General features: G+C 66.5%; 9 protein-coding genes. 1 reads left to right on the top strand and 8 read right to left on the bottom strand.

The window, feature by feature from the left end; translation table 11 throughout:
- Window positions 1-2: 2 nt before the first annotated feature.
- The 4 genes from GJ672_RS08710 to betI form a co-directional block, all read right to left on the bottom strand.
- Entirely contained in the window at window positions 3-2,717 is a 2,715-nt protein-coding gene (locus tag GJ672_RS08710) for a bifunctional acetate--CoA ligase family protein/GNAT family N-acetyltransferase (RefSeq protein WP_154296813.1), read from the bottom strand.
- A gap of 74 nt (window positions 2,718-2,791) precedes the next feature.
- On the bottom strand, window positions 2,792-4,453 hold the full coding sequence (gene betA, locus GJ672_RS08705; protein WP_154296812.1) for a choline dehydrogenase: 1,662 nt from the start codon (window positions 4,451-4,453) through the stop codon (window positions 2,792-2,794).
- Window positions 4,454-4,464: 11 nt separating this feature from the next.
- Window positions 4,465-5,928: a betaine-aldehyde dehydrogenase gene (betB, locus tag GJ672_RS08700; protein ID WP_154296811.1), complete on the bottom strand. Its 1,464-nt coding sequence runs from the start codon at window positions 5,926-5,928 to the stop codon at window positions 4,465-4,467.
- On the bottom strand, window positions 5,912-6,520 hold the full coding sequence (gene betI / locus GJ672_RS08695) for a transcriptional regulator BetI (protein ID WP_154296810.1): 609 nt from the start codon (window positions 6,518-6,520) through the stop codon (window positions 5,912-5,914). The genes betB and betI overlap by 17 nt, the downstream gene beginning before the upstream one ends.
- A gap of 109 nt (window positions 6,521-6,629) precedes the next feature.
- On the opposite strand from betI, the gene choX reads away from it, so the two are divergent.
- Window positions 6,630-7,577 (top strand): choline ABC transporter substrate-binding protein, encoded by a 948-nt coding sequence (gene choX / locus GJ672_RS08690; RefSeq protein WP_154296809.1) that lies wholly within the window; start codon window positions 6,630-6,632, stop codon window positions 7,575-7,577.
- On the opposite strand, the gene GJ672_RS08685 is transcribed toward choX, so the two are convergent.
- From GJ672_RS08685 to otsB, 4 genes are read right to left on the bottom strand one after another with little or no spacing between them, the layout of a single operon-like run.
- Complete coding sequence (locus tag GJ672_RS08685; RefSeq protein ID WP_154296808.1) at window positions 7,543-8,598, bottom strand: DNA polymerase IV; 1,056 nt, start codon at window positions 8,596-8,598, stop codon at window positions 7,543-7,545. The two genes, choX and GJ672_RS08685, sit on opposite strands and share 35 nt — an antisense overlap.
- 16 nt (window positions 8,599-8,614) lie before the next feature.
- Entirely contained in the window at window positions 8,615-9,991 is a 1,377-nt protein-coding gene (locus tag GJ672_RS08680; RefSeq protein ID WP_154296807.1) for a trehalose-6-phosphate synthase, read from the bottom strand.
- Window positions 9,988-11,775, bottom strand: coding sequence for a glycoside hydrolase family 15 protein (locus GJ672_RS08675; protein WP_154296806.1), 1,788 nt, complete (start codon window positions 11,773-11,775; stop codon window positions 9,988-9,990). Before GJ672_RS08675 ends, GJ672_RS08680 begins: the two co-directional genes overlap by 4 nt.
- 9 nt (window positions 11,776-11,784) lie before the next feature.
- The gene (otsB, locus tag GJ672_RS08670) at window positions 11,785-12,558 is read right to left on the bottom strand and encodes a trehalose-phosphatase (RefSeq protein WP_154296805.1); all 774 of its coding nucleotides are present in this window, start codon (window positions 12,556-12,558) and stop codon (window positions 11,785-11,787) included.
- Window positions 12,559-12,561 lie beyond the last annotated feature (3 nt).

Raw genomic sequence — 12,561 nt, 5'->3', positions numbered from 1 at the left:
GGTCAGCCGCCTCCATCATCCAGGGTCAATGGCAGGCTGACCTTGATGATGTCCCGGTCGTCCGGGTCGACATGCTCTTCAAAGCCCAGCTGCCGACACAGCACCAGCATGGCCTGATTATCCCGCAACACGTCGCCTTCGATGACCCCAATGCCCCGGGAGCGGGCGTAGTCGATGACATGCTCCATTAGCAGCCGGCCGAGCCCGTGGCGAGTCAGGTCATCCCGGACAATGATGGAGTACTCCGCCTTCTCGTTATCCGGGTCGGCGTGGATGTGCACGGCCCCATAGAGCTCCGCCTCGCCGGGCACCTCATCCGGGTCGGTGATGATCAGCGCCATCTCCCGGTGGTAGTCGATCTGCGTGAATCGCGCCGCCGCCATGTGACTGAGTTGCTTCATGGGGGCAAAGAACCGCAGTCGAATCTGCTCGGGGGTCAAATGGGCGAAGGCCCGGTGCAGGGCCGGCTCGTCCTCCGGCAGGATGGGCCGCAGCAGATAATGCCGCCCGGCCTCGTCGGTGACGGATTTCTCCAGATGCCGGGGGTAGGGTCGAATGGCAAGACGCACGCCGTCCTCGCCGTTTTCCGCGATCCGCACCCGGGCGTCCAGCGCCACCACCCCTTCAGCCGAGGCCAGCAGCGGGTTGATGTCCAGCTCCTTCACCTGGGGCAGATCCGCCGCGATCTGGGCGATCCGGGTCAGTGTCAGATCAATGGCATCCAGATCGGCGGGTTGCCGGTCCCGATAGCCCACCAACTGATTGTAAATGCGGGTCCGGGTCACCATGTCCCGGGCCAGTTTCAGGTTGAGGGGCGGCAGGCCCAGGGCCTGGTCCTTGATGACTTCCACCGCGGTGCCCCCCTGGCCGAACAGCACCACCGGCCCGAACTGCTGGTCCTCGGTGAAGCCGGCGATCAGTTCCCAGGCACCGGCGCGCTTGACCATGGGCTGGACGCTGAAGCCTTCCAGCTGGGCATCGGGGTAAGTCTCCGCCAGGCGTCGCTGCATGGCCTCGGCGGCCTGCCGCACCGAATCGGCGTCCTCCAGGTCCAGGGCCACGCCGCCAACATCGCTTTTGTGAGTGAGGTCCCGGGAGACGATTTTGAGGGCCGCGGGCAGACCCAGTCGCTCGGCGGCCTCGGCGGCGCTGTCGGGATCGTCGGCCACCTCGGTGGGAACGATGTCGACCCCGTAGGCCGCCAGCAGCTGTTTGGCCTCGGGCTCACTGAGAATCTCCCGGCCCTCGGCGGCGGCGGTGTCGATCAGGGACCGGGCGGTGTCCACGTCCGGCGTAAAGACCTCCGGCACTGACGGCGGAGTCTCGATGAGCTGCTCCTGGTTCTTGCGGTAGGCCACCATGTGCATGAACGCCCGCACCGCCCCTTCCGGCGTGTTGTAGCTGGGGATACCGGCCTCGGCGAAGCGCCGGCGCGCCGCCATCGCCGTGTGCTCGCCCACCCAGCAGGTGAACAGCGGCTGATGCTTGCGGCCGCGTCGCCGGCGCTGATGCTCGGCGATCACGGCCTCGGCAGCGTCCATGCTGTCCGCCACCGCGGTGGGGCAGTTGAGCACCAGAATGGCGTCCGCCTCCGGGTTGTCCGCCAGAATCTTCAGCGAGTCCTCGTAACGTTTGCCGGGGGCATCGCCGATGATGTCCACGGGATTGCCCTTGGACCAGGTGGGGGGCAGAACCTCGTTCAGCGCCGCCACGGTTTCGTCGGGGAGGGTGGCCAGTTCGCCGCCGGCGCTGATCAGCGCGTCGGTGGCCAGCACCCCGATGCCGCCGCCATTGCTGAGGATGGACAGCCGATCACCCCGCGGCGGCTCCACCGTGGCCAGGGTTTCCACGGCGGCGAACAGTTCACCCAGGGTCTCCACCCGCAGCATGCCGGCGCGACGGAAGGCGGTGTCGTAAACCGCGTCGGAGCCCGCCAGGGCACCAGTGTGGGAGGCGGCGGCCTGGGCGCTGGCGGCGTGACGGCCGGACTTCACCACAATCACCGGTTTCATGCGGGCCGCCGCCCGGGCCGCGGACATGAACTTGCGGGCGTCGGTGATCGCCTCCACGTAAAGCAGTATCGCCCGGGTGTTGGGATCGTTGGCCAGGTAGTCCAGCGTGTCACCAAAGTCCACGTCGGCCATGTCCCCCAGGGAAATCATGTGCGAAAAGCCGATGCCGCGGTTTTCCGCCCAGTCCAGCACCGACGTCACGATGGCGCCGGACTGGGTCACGAAGGCAATCTGGCCCTTCGGCGGGGCGAGGTGCGAAAAGCTGGCATTGAGGCCCGCTCCCGGCACGATCAGCCCCAGGCAGTTGGGCCCGATAATGCGGGTCAGGTGCGGTCGGGCGGCATCCAGCAGCTGCTCCCGAAGGGCCATCCCTTCTTCGTCATCGCCTTCGCCGAAACCGGCGGTGATCACCACCACGCCCCGGGTTCCCTGGCGGGACAGCTCGGCGACGATTTCCGGGACCGTATGAGGCGGCGTGCAGACCACCGCCAGATCCGGGGTCACCGGCAGGGATTCGATGTCCGGGTAGCAGAGCACCCCTTCGATGGCCTGGTGTTTGGGGTTGACCGGCATGATCGGCCCGTCGAAGCCGGCATTGAAGAGCTTTTTGGCCACCACCGACCCCATGGACCCCTGGCGGCGGCTGGCGCCGATCAGCGCAATGGAGCGCGGCTTGAAAAGGGCGTCGAGGTTGCGAACCGTCATGGAAGACTCCTGGGCCGATGGCGAATGTTGCTATGCAACATTCATCGCATACCCACGCCTTGATGTGAACCCCCTCAGCGCTGGCGGTGCTGCCAGTCCGGTGACTGATACCAGGGTTTCGGGTCCCACTCGGTGTCACGGCCGCGGATCGCGTCGGCGAGTTTTTCCGCCATCATGATGGTGGGCGCATTGAGGTTGCCCGTCGTGATGCGCGGCATGATGGAGGCATCCACCACCCGCAGGCCCTGCAGCCCATGGACCCGACCGTCGCCGTCTACCACGGCGGCGGGGTCATCCGCCGTGCCCATGCAACAGGTGCCGGCCGGGTGATAGGCACTCTCACCGTGGACGCGCACCCAGGCATCAATGGCCTCATCGCTGGTGATGTCGGGGCCTGGCGAAAGCGGATCGCCACGGAATCGATCCATGGGGCTCTGCTCCAGGATCTCCCGGGTCAGGCGGACCGCCTGACGCATCTCCCAGCGATCCCGCTCGGTGCCCATGTAGTTGAAGACGATGGACGGCGGCGCCTCCGGCTCGGCGCTTCGCAACCGGACGCGGCCGCGGCTCTCCGGGCGCATGGGGCCGACATGGGCCTGAAAGCCATGGCAATCCGCCGAGACGCTGCCGTCGTAGGTGACCGCGATGGGCATGAAGTGATACTGCACATCCGGATAGGGCACCCCCGCCTCGGTGCGGATGAACCCGCCGGATTCAAAGTGGTTGCTGGCGCCCAGGCCGCGGCGGGTGGTCAGCCACTGCAGGCCGATACGGGCCTGGTTCCAGGGCTTGAGCGCACTGAACAGGGTAATGGGCTCCCGGCAGGCGTACTGCACGTAGACCTCCAGATGATCCTGGAGGTTTTCTCCCACCCCGGGGAGCTCATGGACCACGTCGATGCCATGCTGATGCAGCTCGTCACCGGGCCCGACTCCGGAGCGCTTGAGGATCTGCGGCGAGTTGATGGCACCGGCACAGAGCAGCACTTCTCCGTCGGCGTGGGCGGTGAGTGCCTGTCCGCCATGGCGATACCGGACCCCGGTGGCGGTTTCCCCGTCGAAGCGAATGGTTTCGGTCAGGGCCCGGGTCTTGAGAACCAGGTTGGGCCGTTTCAGCACCGGACGGAGGTAGGCGTTAGCGGTGGAGCAGCGAACGCCATCCCGGGTGGTCATGAACATCGGGCCGAAGCCTTCCTGCTGATGGCCGTTCATGTCGTCGGTGGCCGGATAGCCGGCGGCGGTACCCGCGGCGACGAAGGCCCCATAGAGTGGGTTGCGCATGGCACCGGTGGTGACGTGCAGCGGGCCGCCGGCGCCATGATAGTCATTGGCGCCCTGGTCAAAGTCTTCCGCCCGGCGGAAATAGGGCAGCACGCCGGCATACCGCCAGCTTTCCAGGCCAAAATCCTCGGCCCAGCCCTCGTAGTCGAGGGCATTGCCACGGACATAGGCCATGCCGTTGATGGAGGAGGATCCGCCCAGGACGTGGCCCCGCGGGCAGTCCATGCGGCGGTTATCCATGAACGGCTCCGGCTCGGTGGCATAGCCCCAGTTGTAGCGACGGCTGCCCATGGGCTTGTCGAACGCCGAGGGCATGTGGATCCACAGGCTGTAGTCCATGGGACCGGCTTCCAGCAGCAGCACCCGGCAGTCCGGATCCTCAGTCAGCCGGCTGGCCAGAACCGCACCGGCGGAGCCGGCGCCAATAATGATGTAGTCAAAGCGCTGATCGGACATATCAAACCTGTTCAGTAGGGGGCGTCGACGTCGCCGGCAGCGACGAAAACGCTTTTCAACTGGGTGTAGTGGCTGAGGGCATGGCGGCTGTTCTCCCGTCCCAGGCCCGACTGGCGGATGCCGCCAAAGGGCATTTCGATGGGGGTGAGGTTGTAGTGGTTCACCCAGACGACGCCGGCCGCCAGCGCCGCCGCCACCCGGTGCCCGCGCTGCAGGTCCCGGGTGAATACCCCGGCCGCGAGGCCATAGGGGCTGTCATTGGCCGCCTCGATCACCCGGGATTCTTCCCGGAAGCTCAGCACACTCATCACCGGCCCGAAAATTTCCTGACGGGCCAGCACGCAGTCGGGATCATCCACCCGGAAAACCGCCGGCGAGACAAAAGCCCCCGCCTCGCAGCCTGGTACGGTGACCGCTTCTCCGCCGATGAGGCGCTGCGCCCCCTCCTGTTCACCCTGGCGGATGAAGGCCAGGACCTGATCCCGATGGGCTGGGGAGATGAGGGCCCCCACATCGGTGTCGGGATCCCGGGGGTCGCCCACGGTCAGACGCCGGGTGCGGGCCAGCAGCCGCTCTAGAAACGGCTCCAGGATCCCTTCGTGCACGTACACCCGAGTGCCGTTGGTGCAGATTTCCCCCTGGGTGTAGAAATTGCCCAGCAGCGCCCCCGAGACGGCATTGTCCAGATCGGCATCATCAAAGACGATCAGCGGGGATTTGCCCCCCAGCTCCATAGTCACCGCCTTGAGGCTCTCCGCGGCATCCGCCATCACCGCGCGGCCGGTGCCCACCTCGCCAGTGAGGGAGACTTTGGCCACCCCGGGGTGACGGGTCAGGGCCCGGCCGGTATCCGCCGCCCCCTGGACCACGTTGAACACCCCCGGAGGCAGCCCCGCGTCCGCCAGGATCTCCGCCAGCCGGAGCGCGGACAGCGGGGTCAGTTCAGCGGGTTTGAAGACCAACGTATTGCCAGCGGCCAGGGCCGGTGCCGCCTTCCACGCAGCGATCTGCAACGGGTAGTTCCAGGCGCCGATGCCGGCACAGACGCCCAGCGGTTCGGGCCGGGTGTAGAAAAATCCGCCGTCCACGGACTGATAATCGCCCTGCAGAGAACCGGCCTGGCCGGCGAAATACTCCAGGCAGTCGGCGGCGGAGTCCACGTCGGCCTCCGGTGTCTCGGCAATGGGTTTGCCGCCGTCCAGGCACTCCAGCATCGCCAGTTCGTCCCGATGATCACGAACCGCCGTCGCGCCGCGGGCCAGAATCCGTCCCCGCTGGACGCCGGTCAGTCCCGCCCAGGCCGGCGCCGCGGCCCGGGCGCTTTCAACGGCGCGATGGACGTCCTCCGCGTCGGCCTCCGCCACCCGGGCCAGCACCTCGTCGGTGGCCGGATTGCGGGTCTCGAAGCGTGCGCTCCGGACGCTGTCCACGGCGGCGTTGTCGATCCACAGCAGGCGGTCAGGCGCTGTCGGCATGATGGTCTCCGGTGAGCATCTGCAGTTGGGAATCCAGGTAGTCATGGGCCATGGCCCGGGCGCCATGAATGTCGAGTCCACCGGTTTGCAGGCTGGCCCGCAGCCAGAGGCCATCAATCATCACGCCCAGTCCGCTGGCCACGTGCTGGGCGTCGGCCCGGGTCAGCAGGGGCGACAGGGCATGGGTCAGGTTGCTGTAGAGGCGGCGGGTGACCACCCGTTGCACCCGAGCCAGTTGCGGGTCGTGGTTGACGAGAGCCCAGAAAGACAGCCAGCCGCTGACGGTTACCGCATCGGACTGACTGGCGGCGAAGTTGGCGTCGATAATGGCGCGCACCCGCGGCAGCCCCTCGGCGGTGCCCTGGCGGGCCCCCCGGTATGCCCGCTCCAGCGAGCGCACCAGATGCAGATAGGTGGCCACCAGCAACTGACCCTTGTCACCGAAATAATGGGCCACCAGGCCCGGTGAGATACCCGCCTGTCTGCCCACCCGGGCCAGGGTCGTGGCCTGCATGCCCTGTTCGTGGATGACGGCCAGGGTGGCTCGGATGAGCTGTTGTCGGCGGATGGTTTCCATCCCCTGCTTCGGCATGGCGGACTCCTCGTGTTGATTCCAGTCTAGAGATTCTTTATTGACCACTCAATCAAAAACATGGTTGCCTAAAAGCGTCGATCAACCGACAGCAACCAATGGACAACCCATGCATCAACGCATCATCACCACCGCGGCCTGTGTCGCCGCGCTCTCGCTGGCCGGCACCGCCGTGGCGCAGGACAGCGATCAGTGCCAGTCGGTGGGGCTGGCGAACGTCAACTGGACCGGGGTGACCATCAAGTCGGAAATGATGGGCTACCTCCTGGATACGCTGGGCTATGAGACCGAGCTCACCACCGCATCGGTTCCCATTGCCTTCCAGTCGGTGGCCGACGGCCAGCGGGACATCTTTCTGGGTCTATGGTTGCCCACCCAGCAGAGCATGGTGGCGCCGTATTTCGAGCGGGGTGAGCTGGATCAGGTGGCCGCCAATCTCGAGGGGGCCAAGTACACCCTGGCGGTGCCCGCCTACGTCCACGAGGCCGGCGTTCAGGATTTTGCCGACCTGCAGGATCATGCCGATGCCTTCGAAGGTCGCATTTACGGCATTGAGGCCGGCAATGATGGCAACGCCCTGATCGAGGCCATGATCGACGACAATGCCTTCGGGCTGGGCGACTGGGAACTCATGGAGTCCTCCGAGGCGGGCATGCTCACCCAGGTGCAGCGCTCCGTTCCCCGGGAAGAGTGGGTCGTGTTCCTCGGCTGGGCGCCACACCCGATGAACATCAACATCGACATGCGTTATCTCACCGGCGGTGATGAGTACTTCGGGCCGGATCAAGGGGGTGCGACGGTGTATACCGTGGCCACCGCCGGATACACGGATCGATGCCCCAACGTGGGCCGGCTGCTGGATCAGTACGCCTTCAGCGTCGAGGAACAGAGTCTGGCCGGTGGGCATGTCATCAACGACGGCATGGAGCCGCTGGAAGCCGCCCAGGCCCTGATTGCCGAGGAGCCGGCACTGCTTGAGCGCTGGCTGGACGGCGTGACCACGGCGGATGGCACCACGCCCGCTATTGAGGCGGTTCAGGCTGATCTGGGTCGCTAGTCAGGCCGGAGAGCTGCACGCCGAGGAGCCGCACGGCACGGTGCAACTGGTGGGCGAACAGGCACTGCTGCACCGCCTCGGCCAGCGGCTCGATCGCATCGGTGGGCTGGGAGAGGCTCAGTGACCGGGTGTGGGTGGTGAAGTCGCGATAGCGGAGCTTGACCGTTACCGTTCGCGCCTTCAGATAGCGGCTGGCCAGCCGGCCGTGGACGTCATCCAGCATGCGGCGGGCCTCGAAATCCAGGCGGCCACTGCTGCGGCAGTCCTGCTGAAAGGTGCGCTCCCGGCCGATGGATTTGCGCACCCGCTCGGTTTCCACGGGCCGCTCATCCTCGCCGTGGGCCGCCCGATGCAGTGATCGGGCGTGACGCGGGCTGAACACGGTCTCCAGACGAGCCAGCGTCATTGCCGCCAGATCACCGATGGTGTCGATGCCCAGCGTTGCCAGGCGCTCGGCGGTGCGCGGCCCCACGCCATGGAGGGTACGCACTGGCAGGGGCCAGACCCGGTGGGGTACATCTTCGGTGGTTAACCGGGTCAGGCCATCGGGTTTCTCCAGGTCCGAGGCGATTTTTGCCAGCAGCCGGTTGGGCCCCACTCCCACCGACGCCACCAGCCCGGTCTCGGCGTGAATGACGCGCTTTAGCTCAGCGCCGATGGCCATGGCGTCCTCGGGGCGATGGCTGATGTCCAGATAGGCCTCGTCCAGCCCCACCGACTGCATGCGCTCACTCACGGCGCGCAGCCGGGCATGGATGCGCTCGGAAGCCGCCCGATAAGCGGCAAAATCCACCGGCAGAAACACCGCCTCCGGGCACAGCCGGGCGGCGGTGCGCAACGGCATCCCGGAATGAATCCCGAATACCCGGGCCTCGTAGGTGGCGGTGGAGACCACGCCCCGCTGCGACGGATCACCCCGTCCCCCCACCACCAGTGGCTGACCCGCCAGGTCCGGTCGTTTCTGGAGTTCAACGGCGGCGAAGAAGGCGTCCATGTCCACGTGCATGATCACGCGCGGCATGGTGACGGCCCGCCGGTCAGGCGATGTGCCAGTGGAGGTCGTCCAGGAAGCGCTTTTCCCAGACGTCGATGGCGTTCTCGCGCAGTCGATTCATCATCCGCTGGTGACGGCGCCGGCGCTCGGGCAGCGGCATGGCCAGAGCGGCATTGATGGCGGCGGCGATGGCATCCACATCGTAGGGGTTCACCAGAATGGCGTCTTCCAGCTCCGCCGCCGCACCGGCCAGTTCCGACAGCACCAGCACCCCCGGATTGTCCGGGTCCTGACTGGTCACGAATTCCTTGGCCACCAGGTTCATGCCATCCCGCAACGGGGTCACCAGCCCCACCCGGGCGGCCCGGTACAGGCCCATCAGCGAGCCACGGGCGAAGGTGCGATTGAGGTAATGGATGGGCGCCCAGTCCAGATCTCCGTAGCTGCCGTTGATGTGGCCGGCGAGCCCCTCCAGGCGCTGACGCAGGTCGGCGTACTCGCTGATGGAACTGCGCGAGGGGCTGGCAATCTGCATCATCACCGTGTGGCCCCGTCGGTGGGGATAGTCCTGAAGCAGCGCTTCCACGGCGCGCAGGCGCTGCTCCAGGCCTTTGGAATAGTCCAGCCGGTCGACCCCCACCACCAGATCCCGCTCCCCGAGGCCGTCCAGGAGCCGCCGCACCCGCGGTGCGGTCAGCGTCCGGCGGGAGAGATCCGCCAGTTCGTCCACGTCCACGCCGACGGGGTAGACGCCGGTGCGCAGGCGGCGGTTGCGGTGACGCACCACCCCCGAGGTTTCCACCAGGGCGCCGACAGCCCGGCTGGCGGACTCCTCAAAGGCGTGGCGGTCGTTCTCGGTCTGAAAACCCAACAGGTCATAGCGGCACAGATCTTCCAGCAGCCGGCGATGACCCGGCATGGCCCGCAGCACGTCGTAGTCGGGAAAGGGAATGTGCAGAAAAAATCCGATTCGCTGGCGGACCCCCCGCTCCCGTAGCTCACGGGCCATGGGCATCAGGTGATAGTCGTGTACCCAAATGACATCGTCGGGCTCCACCAGCGGGGCCAGCGCATCGGCGAACAGGTCGTTCACCCGGGCATAGGCCTCGCTGTAGCGGCGTTCGTAGCTCATGGCGCCCAGGTTGAAATGGAACACCGGCCAGATCACCGCATTGGAATAACCCAGGTAGAAGTCGTCGTAGTCGTCCTTGGACAACGGCAGGGTGGCGTAATCGATGCCCTCCGCCTGATCCATGCGTGGCCGGCTCACCGCGGTCTGACTGAGCTGTCCGTTCCAGCCGAACCACAGGCCGCCATTGCGCCGCAGCGCGCCGGACAGGGCCACCGCCAGGCCGCCGGCCTGGGGCTGCGAGCCCCGCGGGTTGGGTACCCGGTTGGACGCCACCACCAGCCGGCTCACAGGGCTTCCTCCCAGGGTCGGCTCAGGTGCATGGCGGCATTGATCAGCCCCACCATGCTGTAGGTCTGCGGGAAGTTGCCCCAGAGCTCGCCGGTGTGGGGATCCAGGTCTTCGGAGAGCAGCCCCAGTCGGGTGCGGTGTTCCAGCATCTTGCAGAAGATCTGTCGGGCTTCGTCGCCGCGGCCAATGGCGTGCAGCGCGTCCACGAACCAGAAGGTGCAGATGTTGAAGGCGTTTTCCGGATAGCCGAAATCATCCTCGGCGGCGTATCGGAACAGATGATCGCCCCGCCGGAGGTCCTGCTCAATGGCCTCGACGGTGCTGACGAAACGGGGATCATCGGCGGTCAGGAATCCGAGCTCATGCATCAGCAGCAGGCTGGCATCCATGGTGTCGCCGCCGAAGGTCTCGGTGAAGGCGCTGCGCTCTTCGTTCCAGGCTTCGGCGGTAATGCGCTGGTGCATGGTGGCCGCCTGTTTTTTCCAGCGTCGTGCCTCGGCATCCAGTCCCAGTCGATCGGCGATCCGCCGCAGCCGGTCACAGGCCGCCCAGCACATCATCGCGGAATAGGTGTGAACCCGGGCGCGGCCGCGGTACTCCCAGATGCCGGCGTCCGGTTGGTCATAGAGCCGGGCGGCCTGCTCGCCCAGGGCACAGAGCCGATGGTAGAGGCTGCGGTCGCCGGGGCGCTCCAGTCGTTCGTCAAAAAAGGCCTGGGTGGCGGCCAGCACCACGGTGCCGTACACATCATGTTGTTGCTGGTGGTAGGCGGCATTGCCGACCCGCACCGGCCCCATGCCCCGATAGCCGGCCAGCGCATCGGCGGTTTCTTCGTCGATGCGACGCTCGCCGCCGATGCCGTAAAGGGGTTGCAGGGATGGCTCGCCGCCCGCCGCCACCAGATTGATGATGTAGCGCAGGAAGCCTTCCATGGTGCGGGTGGCACCCAGCCGATTGAGGGCGTGCACGGTGAAAAACGCATCCCGCAGCCAGCAGTAGCGATAGTCCCAGTTGCGCTGGGTGCCGGCGGCTTCCGGAATCGAAGTGGTGAAGGCGGCGATGACCGCGCCGGTGTCTTCGTAGGCGGAGAGCTTGAGGGTAATGGCCGCCCGAATCACTTCCCGCTGCCATTCGAAAGGGATGGCCAGGGAGCGCGTCCATTCCCGCCAGTAAGTCTCGGTGAGTTCCAGGAAGCGTCGGCCCATGGCATCCACGGATTCCTTGACGCTCTCATCGGGGCCCAGCACGAAGGTCAGGGTGCCATCCACCATGAAGGGAGTTTCGTCGAGTACGTGGGTCAGCGGCGCATCGGTGGTCACCCGAAGCACTTGGTCCCGGCGCATGAAGCGAACATGGTTGCTGCCGCGGGTGGTGGCGGGCCGGCCCCCATCCCAGCCCATTGAAGGCCGCAGTCGGGTGCGGATCACCGGATTGCCGCGAACCACTTCGACCCGACGGATGATCATCACCGGGCGGTAGTACCGCCCGTACTGGCGGAAGCGGGGACAGAAGTCGGTGATGCGCAGTACGCCGCCGGAGCGGTCAGTCAGTTCGGTGCAGAGCACCGCGGTGTTGTGCCGGTAACTCTGGGTGGCGTCGCACTGATCCTGCAGTTTGATGCTGAAGTGGCCGTGATCGCGGGTATCCACCAATCGCGAAAAGGCGGGCTCGGCATCGAAACGCGGGATGCAGGCCCAGATCAGAGAACCTTGGGCGTCGATCAGTCCGGCAATCTGGCAGTTACCGATGACCCCCAGTTCAAGGTTGGCAGTGTCGGCGTCCATGCCCAGAGTCTAGCACCCTCGAGCCCCTGCCACCGGCGCCAGCGCCCGGGCGATCTGGCCGAGCCAGTCCAGGGCCGCTTCCACGGAGTCAACCTGATGGTGCGCCACGGTGGAGTGATCGCCGTGGCCGACGCGAATGCTGTAACCGCCCAGACGGTTGACCGCTGAGAAGGCGTCCTCATCGGTGACGTCATCCCCCAGAAAGACCGGCCGCCGGCCGGCGAAGGGTGGCTCTGTCATGAATGTCTCCACCACGGTGCCCTTGTGGTGAGCGGCGGGCTTGAGCTCCAGGACCTGCTTGCCCCGCTGCAGGTGGAAGTCCTCGCCCAGGGCCTGGCACTGGGTCTGCAGCAGCGATTCGGCCTCCGCCGCCAGACCGGGCGCGCCGCGGAAGTGCAGGGTCAGGGCGTTGCCCTTGTCCTCCAACAGGGTGCCGGGGTGGGTGTCGACGAACCGCTGCAGCGCGGCACGGGCATCGGCAAAGCCGGCGGTGCAGTCCACCGGCCGATAGATGCGACCCCGGTCATCGCGGCGCTCCAGACCGTGTACGCCGGCCATGGCGGGCAGGGCGCCGTTCAGCAACCGGTCAAGACCGGCCAGGTCGCGACCGGACACGATGGCCACCGCGCCATTGAGGCGCTGCACCAGCTGTGTCAGGAGCTCGGGCAGATAATCCGGCACCCGCACGGCATCCGGGTGCTCGGCGATCTCCACCAGGGTGCCGTCGAAATCCAGAAAAAGCGCCCAGTCCGATCGCGGTGTCGGCAGCTCGGATAGTGCCATGAA

The organism is Spiribacter sp. 2438, assembly GCF_009676705.1.
Lineage (GTDB): Bacteria > Pseudomonadota > Gammaproteobacteria > Nitrococcales > Nitrococcaceae > Spiribacter.
This window is presented reverse-complemented; position numbering and strand designations above follow the sequence as displayed.